Origin of the sequence: Streptomyces sp. HUAS CB01 (genome assembly GCF_030406905.1) — a bacterium.
Taxonomy (GTDB): domain Bacteria; phylum Actinomycetota; class Actinomycetes; order Streptomycetales; family Streptomycetaceae; genus Streptomyces; species Streptomyces chengbuensis.
Map to the genome: position 1 here is coordinate 7,679,669 of NZ_CP129137.1, position 14,396 is coordinate 7,694,064.

General features: G+C 72.8%; 12 protein-coding genes and 1 pseudogene. 6 read left to right on the plus strand and 7 right to left on the minus strand.

Going from position 1 to position 14,396, the window contains the following annotated elements:
• Positions 1-225: 225 nt before the first annotated feature.
• A pseudogene (locus QRN89_RS33635) lies at positions 226-912 on the plus strand (LmeA family phospholipid-binding protein); the annotation flags it as partial.
• 672 nt (positions 913-1,584) lie between these two features.
• Here the strand turns inward: QRN89_RS33635 and QRN89_RS33640 are convergent.
• Positions 1,585-2,433, minus strand: coding sequence for an SDR family NAD(P)-dependent oxidoreductase (locus QRN89_RS33640; RefSeq protein ID WP_290353187.1), 849 nt, complete (start codon positions 2,431-2,433; stop codon positions 1,585-1,587).
• A 28-nt stretch (positions 2,434-2,461) separates the two neighbouring features.
• Positions 2,462-2,896 carry a MarR family transcriptional regulator gene (locus QRN89_RS33645; protein WP_390702176.1) on the minus strand — a complete coding sequence of 145 codons (435 nt, stop codon included), beginning with the start codon at positions 2,894-2,896 and terminating at the stop codon, positions 2,462-2,464.
• A 138-nt stretch (positions 2,897-3,034) separates the two neighbouring features.
• Between QRN89_RS33645 and QRN89_RS33650 the strand changes: the two genes are divergently transcribed.
• Positions 3,035-3,472, plus strand: a complete 438-nt coding sequence (locus QRN89_RS33650) for an HGxxPAAW family protein (protein ID WP_290353189.1) — start codon at positions 3,035-3,037, stop codon at positions 3,470-3,472.
• Positions 3,473-3,488: 16 nt separating this feature from the next.
• On the opposite strand, the gene QRN89_RS33655 is transcribed toward QRN89_RS33650, so the two are convergent.
• The 5 genes from QRN89_RS33655 to QRN89_RS33675 all read right to left on the minus strand — a co-directional run bounded on the left by QRN89_RS33655 (position 3,489) and on the right by QRN89_RS33675 (position 8,997).
• Positions 3,489-4,397 (minus strand): Gfo/Idh/MocA family protein, encoded by a 909-nt coding sequence (locus QRN89_RS33655; RefSeq protein ID WP_290353190.1) that lies wholly within the window; start codon positions 4,395-4,397, stop codon positions 3,489-3,491.
• Positions 4,398-4,521: 124 nt separating this feature from the next.
• Complete coding sequence (locus QRN89_RS33660) at positions 4,522-5,718, minus strand: ROK family transcriptional regulator (protein ID WP_290353191.1); 1,197 nt, start codon at positions 5,716-5,718, stop codon at positions 4,522-4,524.
• 15 nt (positions 5,719-5,733) lie between these two features.
• Positions 5,734-6,600 (minus strand): carbohydrate ABC transporter permease, encoded by an 867-nt coding sequence (locus QRN89_RS33665; protein ID WP_290353192.1) that lies wholly within the window; start codon positions 6,598-6,600, stop codon positions 5,734-5,736.
• Positions 6,600-7,571 carry a carbohydrate ABC transporter permease gene (locus QRN89_RS33670; protein WP_290353193.1) on the minus strand — a complete coding sequence of 324 codons (972 nt, stop codon included), beginning with the start codon at positions 7,569-7,571 and terminating at the stop codon, positions 6,600-6,602. The genes QRN89_RS33665 and QRN89_RS33670 overlap by 1 nt, the downstream gene beginning before the upstream one ends.
• Before the next feature lie 22 nt (positions 7,572-7,593).
• Positions 7,594-8,997, minus strand: coding sequence for an ABC transporter substrate-binding protein (locus tag QRN89_RS33675; RefSeq protein WP_290353194.1), 1,404 nt, complete (start codon positions 8,995-8,997; stop codon positions 7,594-7,596).
• Between the two features lie 136 nt (positions 8,998-9,133).
• Here QRN89_RS33675 and QRN89_RS33680 point away from each other — a divergent pair, with 136 nt between their 5' ends.
• The 4 genes from QRN89_RS33680 to QRN89_RS33695 are packed head-to-tail and all read left to right on the plus strand — an operon-like array spanning position 9,134 to position 14,274.
• Positions 9,134-10,180, plus strand: coding sequence for a zinc-dependent alcohol dehydrogenase (locus QRN89_RS33680; protein ID WP_290353195.1), 1,047 nt, complete (start codon positions 9,134-9,136; stop codon positions 10,178-10,180).
• 10 nt (positions 10,181-10,190) lie between these two features.
• Positions 10,191-10,991 carry a sugar phosphate isomerase/epimerase family protein gene (locus QRN89_RS33685; protein WP_290353196.1) on the plus strand — a complete coding sequence of 267 codons (801 nt, stop codon included), beginning with the start codon at positions 10,191-10,193 and terminating at the stop codon, positions 10,989-10,991.
• Entirely contained in the window at positions 10,988-12,343 is a 1,356-nt protein-coding gene (locus QRN89_RS33690; protein WP_290353197.1) for an MGH1-like glycoside hydrolase domain-containing protein, read from the plus strand. Before QRN89_RS33685 ends, QRN89_RS33690 begins: the two co-directional genes overlap by 4 nt.
• Positions 12,340-14,274 carry an amylo-alpha-1,6-glucosidase gene (locus QRN89_RS33695; protein ID WP_290353198.1) on the plus strand — a complete coding sequence of 645 codons (1,935 nt, stop codon included), beginning with the start codon at positions 12,340-12,342 and terminating at the stop codon, positions 14,272-14,274. Before QRN89_RS33690 ends, QRN89_RS33695 begins: the two co-directional genes overlap by 4 nt.
• Positions 14,275-14,396: the final 122 nt, after the last annotated feature.

Genomic DNA, 14,396 nt, shown 5'->3' on the forward strand with positions numbered 1-14,396 from the left:
CCCGGTCCTCCGGACCGCTTCCTGCGTCGAAAGGCGGTCAACGGCCCCGGGCCGCAGGCGACTTCCGCCGTCGTGCGCGAGTCGCGCCGGTCGGCCCCGGAGGGACGCCGCGGGAGCGGTCGCCGACCTGTCGGCGGCCGTGGATGTGGCGCGGTCCACGGCGGCCGGACTTGCGTTCGAGGGTGGTGATCGTGATGGGATGAGCCGATGCGACCCCCCACACGCATGTCCACCCATTCCCGCAATCCGTACGAGGAGCTCGCTCAACTGGCCGATCCTGAGCCGGAGTTCACCGATCACGGGGCTTCCCCGGCCCGTGCACGCGGCGGCGCGCCCGTGCTCGGCATTCCGTCGGACGAGGAGCCCGACGCATGGTCGCCGCCCAACCACCGGGGCAGAAGCCGGTTCGGAGCCCTGCCGCTCGCGCTCAAGCTCACCGTCGGCCTCGTCGTGTGCGCCACGCTTCTCGGCGGCGGCGACCGGCTCGCGCTGGCCTACGCCGAGGACAAGGCGGAGGAGAAGATCCGCGACTCGCTCCGCCTCGGCGCGCGCCCGGACGTCGACATCGCCGGCTTCCCCTTCCTCACGCAGGTGCTCGGAGGGCGGATCGACCGCGCCGACGTCACCCTTCCCGACGTGGCCGCCGACAAGGTCTCGCTGGCCGAAGTGCACGCCAGCGCCCGCGACATCCGGATCGTCGGCGATCTGCCCAGCTCTCTGCAGGGCGCGGTCGTGAACCGCATGGAGGGCGACGTCCTCCTCTCGTTCGACGACCTGAACCGCGAACTGGGCGCCTCCCGGGTGAAGTTCACCAGCGCAGGGCCCGGCGGGGTCCGCATGGCCGGCTCGCTGCCCGTGGCCGGCCGGGAGATCACCGTCCGGGCGGAGGCACGCATCGAGCGGGACGGGCAGCGGGCCGTGTCGACCACCGTCCAGGGGATGCGGCTCGACGTCCCCGGCCTGTTCACCTACCGGCCGGGCGAGGACCCCGAGAGCTCGGGCCTGCGCCTGCACCGCGAGGCGGCGACGCGCATCAGTCGTGAGGCCGCCCGGATCAAGGCCCTGCTGGCCCTGCCGGCCGTGGTGGAGCGGCTGGGGCTGCCCGAGTCGCAGATCGAACGCGCGCTGCGCAGCGAGAAGGAACTGAGCCGGCTGACCGGGACGCCGCGCTTCCTCCAGCGGCTGATGAAGGTCAATCTCGTCGATGTCGTCGTCGACAACCCCTGGCTCCTGGAGAAGTTCGGCATCGACCCCGCTCTGATCGGCGCCCTGCTGAAACTGAGGCCACCGCAGCTCTCCGACCGTCTGTCGCTGTCCTTCGAACTGCCGAAGACCACGGCGGGCGACATCCGCCTCGAGGACATCGTCGTGGAGCGCGACGGCATCCGGGCCGATCTGACGGGGACGGGCCTGACCTTCGGCAAGCCCTCCGCCCGCAAGCCTTCCGCCGATCGCCCCTCAACCCGCGAGCCCTCCGCCGGCCGCCCTCCCGCCGGCGAGCCGTACGCCGGCCGGCTCTCGGCCGCCCGTCCCGGCGAGACCGACCGGGAGGGCGCGGCCCCGTCGGCCGCCCCCGGTCGTCCCTCAGCCGTCGAGACCGGCCCGGGGCTCGATGCGGTGGCGGAACGCGACGGCGCCGGCATCGACGGCCGTCACCCCTCCGTCAACGGTCAGCGTGGCGCCGTTGACGAACGAAGCGGCGGGTGACAGCAGCCAGGCGACCGCCTCGGCGACCTCGGCCGGATCGCCGGGGCGGCGTGCGGGGACGAGCCGCGTGGCCTCCTCGTACGCCGCCCCGGTGCCGTCCGCGGAGCCCGCGCCCGGCAGTCCCGCCTCCTCGGCGAACCGTGCCATGCGGCGGTCGGCCATGTCGGTCCGCACCCAGCTCGGGCAGACGGTGTTGGCCCGCAGCCCCCGGGGGCCGTAGTCCACGGCGACGGAACGGCACAGCTGCAGCAGCGCGGCCTTGGACGTCGCGTAGGCCGCGTTGGCCTGGCCGTTGCGCAGTGCGGACACCGAGGCCACGGCCACGACCGAGCCCCGCGAACGGAGCAGATGGGGGAGGGCCGCGCGGAGCAGCAGGAACGGACCGGTCACGTTCGTCCGCATCACCGCTTCCCAGTCCTCGTCCGACAGATCGCCGACGGCGCCGCTGCGGGCGATGCCCGCGTTGAGCACCAGCCCGTCGAGGCGGCCGTGGGCCGCGACCGCCGCCTCGACCAGGCCCTCCACCGCCTCGGGGTCGGTTGTGTCGGCGGCGTGGGCCAGGACCCCGGTCTCCCGCGCGAGGTCCTCCAGCGGTCCGGGGCGCCGGCCGGAGACGACGACGTGATGGCCGTCGGCCCGTAGTCTGCGCGCGGTGGCGGCGCCGATGCCCGTACCCCCGCCGGTGACGAGGTGGACGGCGCGGTCCGCAACTCCGTGATCGGTCATGGCCCTTGACCTTACGGTGCCGTGGCCCCTACGTCGCGGAACCCTCCTGGCGCACCTCGTCGAGGGAGGTGCGCATGATGTCGGCCGCCCGGGTGAACCAGTCCGACAGCACGGCGATCTCCTCCGGACCGTACGTGGCGAAGAGCGCGGCCAGCCGCCGGTGGTTGGGCCCGTAGACCTCGAAGACGCGCGCGGCCGCGTTCTCGTCGGCGACCACGCGAACCCGTCTGCGGTCGGCGGGATCGCTCCGGCGGTGGGCGTAGCCGGCTCGTTCGAGCCGGGTGACGACGCCGGTGATCGCGCCGGTGGTGAGGTTGGCCCGCTGCGCGAGATCGCCGGCCGAGAGGGGTTCCTCGGCGGCCTCCAGGATGAAGCCCAGACAGGTCAGGTCGGTGACGTTGAGCCCCAGCCGCTGGGCGATGTCGTGCTGGGCCACGATGCCCAGCGCGATCAGGCGGTCCATCTGTGCGTGCACCTGTTCGGGGGTGGCGCTCGGGAGCGACTTGCCGTTCACCGCAAATTACCTTAGCTTCTAAGTAGATTAGCTCGTGAGATAAAACGTCTCTGAGGACACCCTACTGCCTGCCCTCCTGGGGGGAACATGAGCGCACACGGACACGTCGACCTGGGCCACACCGTCGCCGGATGGACCGGTACGGCGATCGCCCTGACCGGGCTGGCCGTCGTGGGGGTCGCGATCCCCGCGGTCTCGGCGGTGCTCGCGGTCCTCGGCGGTGGGGTCCTGCTCCTCGCCGGGCTGATCACCTGGGGATTGCACCTCGCCGGCTGGGGGAAGCCCAGTGGCCCCCGTCCGGAAGCGGAATGGTCCTGGAAGGTGCGCGACCACGCCGCGAGGCGAGGGCACCCGGACTGCCTGGGCTGCCGTCTCGCCGGCCGCCGTCCTGTCGCCGTGCTCTCGGGGACCGCCGCTCACGAGCCCGCCGGCGCCTCCCCGTCGTCCCCCGTCCGGGCCGAGCCGGTAGCGAACCCGGGCACTCCGGTCCGACCGGGCCTGCCCGGGGCCGTCGGCCGCGTGTGAACGTGCCGCGGCCGCGCTACCTCCCTGCCGCCATCGCGATCAGTTCCTGCAGCCGGAGGCCGCGCCGCGCGTCGATGCCGTTGCCGCGCCCCGAGCGCACCGCGTCGGCGAATTCGCGGCGGAGCACGGGCCAGCACTCCTCGTGATCCAGCTCCGCCGTGTCGTAGACGAGTTCCTCGCCGGGTCCGAACAGCTCGACCCGGGTGCGGGCGCGGTTCAGGTTCACCGCCCCCGACAGCGAGGCCTGGCTGATCGCGCCGTTGGTGTGCTCGCAGGTCAGCTCGATCCAGCGGCGGGAGTCGCCCGAGCCGCGGATCGTCGCGATCGGCCCGACCGCCGCGTCCAGCAGATCGAGGAGGTGCGGTCCGAGGTCGAGGAGCGCACCCTGCTCGAGGCGCCAGGGCGTGGCGAAGTCCCCGCCGAGGAAGGCGCCGTGGAGATAGCAGGAACGGGCGCCCACCACCGTGACGTCCTGAGCACGGCGCAGGAACTCCCTGGTCACCGGGTGGTAGCGCTTGGACAGCACGAGCTGTGTGACGACCCCGTGTTCGGCCACGGCCTCGGCCACCCGGCGTGCCGACGTCAGATCCGCGCCGAGCGGCTTCTCCAGGAGCATCGGCTTCCCGGCCTTGGCCGCGTGCACGGCCAGCTCCGCCTGCACCGCGGGCGGCACGGCGAAGGCGACCGCGTCGCACAGGTCCAGCAGTTCCTCGAACGAGCCCGCGGCGCGGGCGCCGTACTGGCGTGCCACCTCCTCGGCCGCCTCGGGCCGCCGTGCCCAGACGGCGGTCAGTTCCGTCTCCGGGCCGGCGGCGAGCATACGGGCGTGCATGGCGCGGGCCCAGGGGCCCGCGCCCACCAGCCCGACGCGGACCGGCCGTACGGCGAGCACGCGGGCGGACGACGGGGGCTGAGGGAGTGTCACGGGTGCTCCAGGTCAGGGGCGGTCAGGGTGGTCAGGGTCGGACGGGGAAGGCCGCGGGGCCGGTGGCGGGCTCGGACGTGCCGGGTGCGGGACGTCGCGGGTCCCGGTCCGGGGGCGGGTGCCCTCAGGCCCCGCCCGCGGCGGCGAGCCGGGCGTCGGCGATCTCGGGGGAGTACAGGTGCTCCACGACCATCGCCGCCGCGCCGACCAGCGCGGCCCGGTCGCCGAGCTCACTGGTCGCCACCGTGAGATGCGCCGTGGTGCGGGGCATGGCCCGCTGGTAGAGGAGCTCACGGACACCGGTGAGGAACGGGGCGCACGCCAGGTCGCCCGCGATCACCAGCACGCCGGGGTTGAGCAGCGTCACCACCGTCACCAGCACCTCGCCGACGCGCTGCCCCGCCTCCCGGGCGAGCCGGACCGCGTCCGGCTGCCCGGCCGCCAGGTGCTCGCGCACCTCGGTCGCCGAGGGTGCGGGGATTCCCAGTGCCGTGAGCTGTTCGGCGATCGCCCGGCCGCTGGCGACCGCGCCGAGACAGCCGTACGAACCGCACATGCACAGGGCGTCCTGCCGGTCGTGCAGCCGGATGTGGCCGATGTCGCCCGCGCCGCCGTCGATGCCCCGGTACGGCTCGCCGCCCACGACCACGCCGGCGCCGATGCCCGCCGACACCTTGATCAGCGCGAACGCGGAGCAGTCCGGGTAGTGGTGGCGCTGCTCCCCGTACGCCATGAGGTTGGCGTCGTTGTCGACGAGGACCGGGGGCGGTGCGACGGCCTGACCGACGTGCCGGGCGAAGGACTCCTGCAGGGTGGACTGGACGGGACGGCCGTCCCAGCCGGGCATGACCGGCGGCTGGACGACCGTGCCGGTCTCCCAGTCCACCGGTCCCGGAACGGACAGTCCGATTCCGCACACCGTCCCGGCCTCCACCCCCGCGGCCTCCAGGAGAGCGGGGAACCACGAGCCGACCGCGTCCAGCACCTTGTCCGGGCCGTCCGAGATCAGCAGCGGCCGCGCGTGCTCGGCCAGGACCGTGCCCGCGAGGTCGGTGACCGCGGCCCGTCCGTGCGTGGTGTCCAGGTCGACCGCGAGCACCACCGCGTGCCGGGCGTCGAACTCCAGGCGTACGGACGGCCGTCCGCCGGTGGACGTGCCGGCCGTGTTGCGCAGCCAGCCGGCGTGGAACAGCTGGTCGAGACGGTGGCCGACCGTGGAGCGCGACAGCCCGGTGGCGGCCTGGAGCTCACCGCGGGTGGTGGCCTGCCCGCTGCGGATCAGCTTCAGCAGATGGCCTGCGCTCGCCTGGTTCGTCGGCATGGGGTGTTCGTGCTCCTAGCTCTTGTCGGCGCCGCTGGTGAGGCCCTCGGTCAACAGGCGCTCCGCGGCGAAGAACAGCAGTACCACGGGGATGGTCAGGACCACCGAGCCTGCCATGAGGACAGTCTTCGGCACCTCGATCCCGTTGGCGAGCTGCTGCAGACCGAGCGACACCGTCCACGCGTCGGGGTCGGCGGCGAGGAAGAGGAGCGCGAAGAGGAACTCGTTCCACGCGATCATGAACACATACAGCCCCGTGGCCATGAGCGAGGGCAGCGCCAGCGGCAGGATGACCCTGCGCATCGCCTGGAGGCGGGTGCAGCCGTCCAGCGCGGCCGCCTCCTCGATGCTGTAGGGGATCGTGACGAAGTAGTTCTTCATCATGTAGATCGACACCGGCACGGTCTGGGCGATGTAGACCACGGCGAGGCCCACGAGGCTGCCGGACAGGCCGATCCTGGCGAACATCACGAACAGCGGGACGGCGAGCAGCGTCGCCGGGAAGAGGTAGACCGCGAGGAAGAGGGCGCTGACGTGCCGTCCGCCGAAGAACCTCAGCCGGCTCACGGCGTAGGCGCCCGGCACCGCGGCGGCCAGGGTCAGGACGACCGTCCCGAGGGCGACGAGGGCCGAGTTGACGAGCATCCGCAGGAAGCCCTGGCCGCCCTCGGACGTGGGCCGGAGCACGCTGCGGTAGGTGTCGAGGGTGAAGTCCTTCGCCGACACCCACAGCGAGCCGGGGTCCAGCAGGAGGGCGTCGATCGGCTTCACCGACAGCAGCAGCATGTAGTAGAAGGGCGCGATGGTGACGACGGCCAGGAAGGCGATCGTCACCCACCGCAGGACCCCGAAGAGACGTTCCTCGAACTGGGTGCGGGTCATCACGCCTCCTCCTGGACCTTCTTGGCGAAGAACTTGAAGTAGATGCCGAGCAGCAGCGTCAGCACGGCGGCCAGCACGAGCGCCTGGGCCGCGGCCGCGCCGACGTCGTAGCGGGCGGTGAGGAAGTCGTAGACCCGTACGGCCACGACGTCGGTGCCGGAACCGCCCCCGGTGAGCAGGTAGACGTCGTCGAACTTGTTGAACGTCATGATGAAGCGCAGGACGCACAGCAGGGCCACGACGGGCATCAGCTGGGGGAGCAGGATGTGGCGGAAGCGCTGGGTGGGCGTGGCGCCGTCGACCCGGGCCGCCTCCTCGAGGCCGTCGGGCACGGCCTGGAGCCGGGCGAGCAGGAAGAGGAAGGCGAAGGGGAAGTACCGCCATATCTCGAAGACGATGACGGTCAGCAGGGCGAGCGGTATGTCGAAGCGCAGGCCCAGCAGGTCCACTTCCCAGGAGCGGGTGGAGAGGAAGGCGATCGGGTCGTCCCAGCCGAGGAGCTTCGCGCCCCACTCGTTGACGATCCCGTACTGGGGGCTGAGGGCGACCTCCCAGGCGAACGCGACGGCGACCACCGGCGCCACGTACGGCAGCAGCATCGAACCGCGCAGCAGACCGCGTCCGCGGAAGGGCCTGCGCAGGGCGAGGGCGGCGATCAGCCCGAGGAGGACCGAGCCCGCGGTGGACCCGACCGTGTAGACGAGGGTGGTGCCGAGGCTGGACCAGAACCCGGCGGATCCGAAGACCTTGCCGAAGTTGTCCAGGGACCAGTTTCCGAACAGGCCCATGCCCTGGATGTCGACCAGCCGGGCGTTCTGGAACGCGAGCAGGACGGTCCAGAGGATCGGGACGATGACGACGACCAGCACCACCAGGAAGGTGGGGGAGACGAAGGCCAGTCCGGCGCGGTTCTCCCGCTGACCGGTGGTGAGTGTGCGGCGCTCCCTCGCGCCGCCGGTTTCTGTGCTCATGAGACTTCCTCGCGGGGCGGCGCTACTGGAGCGACTTCTGGAGGGCGGTGACTTCTTCGTCGGCCTCGCGGGCGGCCTCGCCGGGCGAGATCTGGCCGCTGGTCATCGCGCCGATGGCCTTCGGGACGGGCAGTTCGCCGTTGGTGGCGCCGACGAGGGCGCCGTGGCCCTCGGTGATGCCCCAGCGCTTCATGTTGCTGACACCGTCGGCCAGTTGGTCGAGCAGGGCGTCGGAGTACACCTGGTTCATGGGCTTGCGCGTGTCCACCCCGGCCTCGCTGGCGCGCCAGGCGCGCTGGTAGCGCTGCGGGTCGTCGGCGGTCCCGGCCCGGACCGGGATCTTGCCCTCGGGCGCCATGCCGAACCAGTCCTCGTAGCCCTTGTCCATCATGTACTCGATGAACTTCCGGGAGGCGTCGGTCTCCGCCGTCCTCGTCACCGCCCAGGAGGTGATCTCGCCGAACTGGGCGGGCCCGGAGCCGTCGGGGCCCGACAGCGCGGTGACGACGCCGCTGTTGCGGGAGAGGAACTCCTTGTCCTTCTTGCACTCCTCGCAGCTGGGGAGGGCGTCGTCGCGCAGCCCCGCCAGCTCGTCGAGGAGGAACGAGGACCACACGATCATCGACGACTTGCCGGCGAAGTAGGTGGCGCGGGTCGAGTCGACGGACTGGGTGCCCGGGGCGCCGTAGGTGCGGCCGAGCCGGTCGTACGTGGTGAAGGCGCGGCGGCACTCGGGTGAGTCGAGCCGCACGTCGCCCCCGGCGTCGACGAGCCGGCAGCCGTTGGCGAGAGCGAGGTTCTCGAAGCTCTGCTGGGTGAACACGTCACCCGGGTCGGTGGCCACGGAGATGCCGTCGCGGCCCTTGCCGTCGAGGGCGGCCGCGGCCTTCAGGAGCTTGTCGTAGGTGTCCGGCGCCGGCAGGCCGGCCTGCCGGAGCTGGTCCTGGCGGTAGACGAGGAGCTGCAGCCAGGCGTCGGAGGGGACGGCCAGCTGGGTGCCCTCGTCGGCGGTCAGCCGCAGCGCGTTGGCGTCGAACGTCGAGCTGCCGAGACTTCGGACGATCTGCTCGCTGACGTCGGTGTCGAGCAGGCCGTTGCCGTACATCTGCCAGACCTGGCCCATGGGGACGGCGCCGATGACGTCGGGGAGCTTGCCCGCGGCGGCCGCGGACATGATCAGCTGCGGGAGCTGGCCCTCGTCGACGCCGACGAGCTCGACCTCGATCCCCGTCTCCTTCTCGAAACGGTCGATGATCCTGTTCGTGGCCGCCATGCGGGGCGGGAGGTTCTCCTGTGACCAGACCGTGATCTTGTTGTCCGGTGCGGCAGGGCCCTGACTGGTGGAGCAGCCGGCGAGCAATCCGATGCTCGCCATCGCCACCAGGCCCGCAGCGGTCGCCCTCGACCGCCGGATCCACTTGCGCATGGCTTGTCCTCACACTACTTACGTTGGGTTCTGAGGCATCTCAGCATCACTTTTGCGTCTTGACAAGACATAACCCTGAGATATCTTCGACCTAAGTAGTGAGATCAGTACTGGGAACAACCCTTCGGAGCCCCACGTGGAACGCGTCGTCCAGTTCACCGGCCCCCGGCAGGTCGAAGTCGCCGAGCACGAGAGAGCGCCACTGCCGCCCGGTCATCTGCGCGTGCGGACCCGCTACTCCGGCATCTCCGCCGGCACGGAGCTCACCGCCTACCGCGGCACCAACCCGTATCTGACCCGCACCTGGGACCCCGAGGCCCGGCTCTTCCGCGAGGGCGCCGCCGGCATCGAGTACCCCGTGGCCGGCTGGGGCTACTCCGAGGTCGGCGAGGTCACCGAGGTGTCGCCCGAGCTGGCCGGCACCCCGGGCCTGCCCGCGCCCGGCGACACGGTCTGGGGCATCTGGGGCCACCGCAGCGAGGGCATCGTCCCCGCCGAGCGCATGATCGGCCACGTCCTGCCCACCGGTCTCGAGCCCCTCGCCGGCGCCTTCGCCCGCGTCGGGGCCATCGCCCACAACGCGGTCCTCGCCTCCGACATCCACGTCGGCGAGGACGTCGCCGTCTTCGGTCAGGGCGTCATCGGACTGCTCACCACCCGGCTCGCCCGGCTCAACGGCGCGCGGGTGACCGCCGTCGACGCCCTCGACGGCCGGCTGGACACCGCCCGGACGTACGGGGCCACATCGACGCTCAACGCCCGCACCGACGCCGTGGCCGAGCGCATCCGCGAGGCCACGGACGGCCGGGGTGCCGACGTCGCCATCGAGATCAGCGGCGTCTACCCCGCCCTCCACGAGGCCCTGCGCTCCGTCGCCGTCGGCGGCCGCGTCGTCGCCTCCGGCTTCTACCAGGGCGACGGGGCGGGCCTGCGGCTCGGCGACGAGTTCCACCACAACCGCGTGCAGCTGATCTGCTCCCAGATCGGCGGGGTCCCGCCGCAGCTCTCCGGCCGCTGGACCGTCGAGCGGCTCCAGCAGACCTTCCTCTCGCTCGTCGCCGAAGGGCTCGTCGACGTGAAGTCCCTCGTCAGCCATGTCGTCCGCGCCGAGGACGCCGCCGACGCCTACACGCTCCTGGACGAACGCCCCGCCGACGCCCTCCAGGTCGTCCTGGAATTCTGAAAGGCCCCTGATGCTCAAGACCGCCTGCCAGGAGCAACTGCTGCCGGGGGACACCCTCCAGCAGAAGTGGGAGTTCGCCCAGAACGCCGGCTTCGACGCCATCGAACTGCGCGCCAAGGGAGACCACCACTTCCGGGGACGGCTCCCCGAACTGCGCGCCGCCCTCAAGGACGGTGTGGTCATGCCGACCGTCTGCGTCGACATGCTCCACTTCTTCGGAGCGTTCGACGCCGCTCAGCGCCGTGACGCCGTCGAGCAGATGAAGTCGCAGCTGTCCGTGATCGCCGAGATCGGCGGCCGCGGCGCCCAGACCCCCGCCTCGTACGGGATGTTCTCCCGCCGGCTCCCTCCCTTCGAGCCGCCGCGCGGAGAGGAGGAGGAACGCGCCGTCCTGCTCGAAGGGCTCACCGAACTGGGCGAGCACGCCCGCAAGGAGGGCGTCCACCTCTACCTCGAACCCCTCAACCGGTACGAGGACCACATGGTCAACCGGCTCGAACAGGCCGTCGACCTCATCCGCACCGTCGGCCTGGACTCCGTGCGGATCGGCATCGACAGCTACCACATGAACATCGAGGAGGCCGACCCCGCGGGCGCCATCCTCGAAGCGGCCCCGTACATCGGGCACGCCCAGGTCAGCGACTCCAACCGGTTCCAGCCCGGAGCCGGTCACCTCGACTGGCCGGCCTGGCTCGCCGCGCTGCACACCGTCGGCTACGACGGCTACCTCGCCGCCGAGTGCCGCCTCACCGGCGACCCGGTCGAGGCCGTCCGCTCCATTCCCGGCTTCCTGCGCAGGTCAGGCGCATGACGACGACCCTCACCGACCGCCCGGCCCGCGCCCGGGAACGACTGCGGCGCGACGCCGCCCACGTCCTGCTCACCAACTGGACGGGCACCTCGACCGTGCCCTCCCACACCCTCTATCCGCACCAGTGGAGCTGGGACTCGGCGTTCATCGCCATCGGACTGCGCCATCTGTCGCCCCGGCGGGCGCAGCGCGAGCTCGAGTCCCTCGTCGGCGCCCAGTGGGCCGACGGACGGATCCCGCACATCGTCTTCAACCCCCGTGTGCCGCTCGGCGCGTACTTCCCCAGTCCCGACTTCTGGCGGTCCGGCACGGCCGGCCGTGCGGCGGGCGCTCCCGCCGGCACCGAGACCTCCGGAATCGTCCAGCCCCCGGTCCACGCGCTCGCCGCCGCGCTCGTCCACCGGCGCGACCCGGCCACCTCGCGCCGCCGCGGCTTCCTCGAGCGGATGTACCCGCGCCTGGCCGCCTGGCACGACTACCTCCTGCGCGACCGCGACCTCACCGGCCACGGGCTCGCCTCCGTCGTGCACCCCTGGGAGCCGGGCATGGACAACAGCCCGTGCTGGGACGGTCCGCTGCGCAGGATCACCCCCGCGGCCCCCGAGTCGTTCCGCCGGGTGGACCTCGCCCACGGCGACGCCGCCGACCGACCCACCGACCTCGACTACGGGCGGTACGTGCGGCTGGCCGCCGACTACCGCGACCGCGGCTACCGCGACGCGGGCACCCCGCACCCCTTCGCCGTCGAGGACCCCGGGTTCAACGCCCTGCTCATCGCCTCCGAACACGCCCTCGCCGGGATCGCCCAGGAGGTGGGCCGCGATCCGCGCCCGCACCGGGAACGGGCCGAGGCGCTCACCGACGCGCTCGTACGGCACCTGTGGCAGCCGAGCGCCGGCATGTTCCTCTGCCGTGACGTACGGGCCGACTCCGTCATCGAGGACAGGAGCGTCACCGGGCTGCTGCCCCTCGTCGTGCCGTCACTGCCCCGCCGCGTGGCGGAGACCCTGCTGGACACGGTCACCGGGGAGCACTTCGGCCTCGGGACGACCACCCGCCTCGTCCCCAGCTACGACCTGCGGGGAGCCGCCTTCGACTCCGCCCGCTACTGGCGCGGCCCGGCCTGGTTCAACATCAACTGGCTTCTGGAGCGCGGGCTGCGCCTGCACGGTGCCGTGTCCGAGGCCGACGCGCTCGGGCGGGCCGTCCTGGACGCCGCCGGCGACTCCCGGTTCGCCGAGTACGTCGACCCGTACAGCGGCGAAGGCCACGGCGCGACCAACTTCAGCTGGACCGCGGCCGTCGCGCTCGACCTCCTCGCCGCCGACGACACCGGGGAGGACGACCGGTGAGCACACGCCGACTCCTGCTGCACGCCGGTGCCTTCGCGGCGACCGGCCCCGGCGGCGACATCACGGGCACCCGGGGCGCGTCCCCCGACGGGCTGTTCACCCGGGACACCCGCCATCTGAGCAGGTGGACCCTCACCGTCGACGGGCAGAACCCCACGGTCCTCGTACCGGCGCCCGCCTCGGGCGACGGCGCCGCCGTGCTCACCGGGTCCGGCAGCCGTGACGAGCCCTCCGCCTGGACGCTCTTCCGCCGGCAGGCCCTGCGCCAGGGCCGGCTCGTCGAGCAGCTGCGCGTCACCGCCAACACCGGCCGGGACACCACCCTCACCGTCCGGCTGGAGACCGCCGCCGACTTCGCCGACCAGTTCGAACTGCGCGGCGACGACCGGCGCTACGACAAGCCCGGCGCCACCCGCACACTCGACCCGCTGCCCGACGGAGCCGCATTCCACTACCGGCGCGGCGACTGGCACGCGAGCACCACCGTCACCGCCGACCCGGCCCCTCGCGTCCGGACCGCGGGGGACCGCGCCACCCTGGAGTGGACCGTCGCCCTGCCCGCCCACGGCACCGCCGAGATCACCGTCCACGCCACGGCCGTCCCGCACGGCGCCCCCGCCGCCGCGCCGCCGGCCACCGTCGCTGAGGCCGTGGGGGAGGCGCGCCGGGAGCACGAGGCGTTCACCGGCGAGGCGCCGGCGGTGCCGGCCGGGCACGAGGAGCTCGGCCACGCCTGCCGCCAGGGCCTCGACGACCTCGCCGGACTGCGCGTCCCGGCCACCGGCCCGGACGGCGGGACCGTGCAGATCCCGGCGGCCGGAGTGCCCTGGTTCCTCACCCTGTTCGGCAGGGACTCGCTGCTCACGTCGTACTTCGCGCTGCCGTACCGTCCCGGCCTGGCCGAGGCGACCCTGCCGGCGCTCGCGGCCACCCAGGCCACGGGGCACGACCCGGCCCGCGTCGCCGAACCGGGCAAGATCGTCCACGAGATCCGCCACGGCGAACTGGCCCACTTCCGGCAGGTCCCCTACGGCCGCTACTACGGCTCCGTCGACAGCACCCCCCTCTTCCTGGTCCTGCTGCACGCCCACGCCGAGCGGACCGGCGACCTCGCGCTCGCCAGGCGACTGGAACGCCAGGCCCGCGCCGCGCTCACCTGGATGTTCGACCACGGCGGGCTGAAGGAGCGGGGGTACCTCACCTACCGCGCCGACGCCCACGGACTGCTCAACCAGAACTGGAAGGACTCCGAGGGCGCCGTCTGCTTCCGCGACGGAACCCAGGCCACCGGCGACATCGCCGTCGCCGAGGCCCAGGGCTACGCCTACGACGCCCTGCTCCGCACCGCCGCCCTGGCCCGCGACGCCTGGCACGACCCCGCTCTCGCCGGCGAACTGGAGTCCGCGGCCGGTGACCTGCGTGCCCGCTTCGCCACCGACTTCTGGATGGCCGACCGGGCGTTCCCGGCCCTCGCCCTGGACGGTGCGGGCCGGCAGGTGGACGCGCTGGCCTCCGACGCGGGCCATCTGCTCTGGTCCGGGATCCTCGACACGGAACAGGGCCGTGCCACCGGGCGGCGCCTGATGGAGGACGACTTCTTCTCCGGGTGGGGCATCCGGACCCTGGCCGCCGGACAGGATCCGTACCATCCGCTGTCCTACCACCGGGGCAGCATCTGGCCCCACGACAACGCGGTCATCGCCCTCGGCCTCGCCCGCTACGGTCTGCACCGCGAGACCGCCGTGCTCGCCCGCGCCCTGGCCGGTGCCGCCGCGCACCACGACCACCGGCTGCCCGAGGTCCTCTCGGGCTACCCGAGGGTCCCCGGCGAGGGGCCCGTCCCCTACCCCCATGCCTGCTCCCCCCAGGCGTGGGCGGCCGCGACCCCCCTCGCGCTGCTCACCGCCGTGGGAGCAGGGGCGGAATCCTGACCTTCCGCCCCCCGGGGTGGCTTCCGGTGCGTCCCCCGGACCGGAAGCCACCCCCCGGTCACCGCGTGGACGTTCCGCGCGTGCCGTGCCGTTCCTGCGTGGCGCCCCGGGTCGGCGCCGCC

Bases quoted from the DNA above. Each gene is read 5' to 3' on its own strand.
- QRN89_RS33675 (WP_290353194.1), bottom strand. From the start codon at position 8,997: ATGCGCAAGTGGATCCGGCGGTCGAGGGCGACCGCTGCGGGCCTGGTG.
- QRN89_RS33640 (WP_290353187.1), bottom strand. From the start codon at position 2,433: ATGACCGATCACGGAGTTGCGGACCGCGCCGTCCACCTCGTCACCGGC.
- QRN89_RS33650 (WP_290353189.1), top strand. From the start codon at position 3,035: ATGAGCGCACACGGACACGTCGACCTGGGCCACACCGTCGCCGGATGG.
- QRN89_RS33660 (WP_290353191.1), bottom strand. From the start codon at position 5,718: ATGCCGACGAACCAGGCGAGCGCAGGCCATCTGCTGAAGCTGATCCGC.
- QRN89_RS33685 (WP_290353196.1), top strand. From the start codon at position 10,191: ATGCTCAAGACCGCCTGCCAGGAGCAACTGCTGCCGGGGGACACCCTC.
- QRN89_RS33690 (WP_290353197.1), top strand. From the start codon at position 10,988: ATGACGACGACCCTCACCGACCGCCCGGCCCGCGCCCGGGAACGACTG.
- QRN89_RS33670 (WP_290353193.1), bottom strand. From the start codon at position 7,571: ATGAGCACAGAAACCGGCGGCGCGAGGGAGCGCCGCACACTCACCACC.
- QRN89_RS33665 (WP_290353192.1), bottom strand. From the start codon at position 6,600: ATGACCCGCACCCAGTTCGAGGAACGTCTCTTCGGGGTCCTGCGGTGG.
- QRN89_RS33645 (WP_390702176.1), bottom strand. From the start codon at position 2,896: ATGGACCGCCTGATCGCGCTGGGCATCGTGGCCCAGCACGACATCGCC.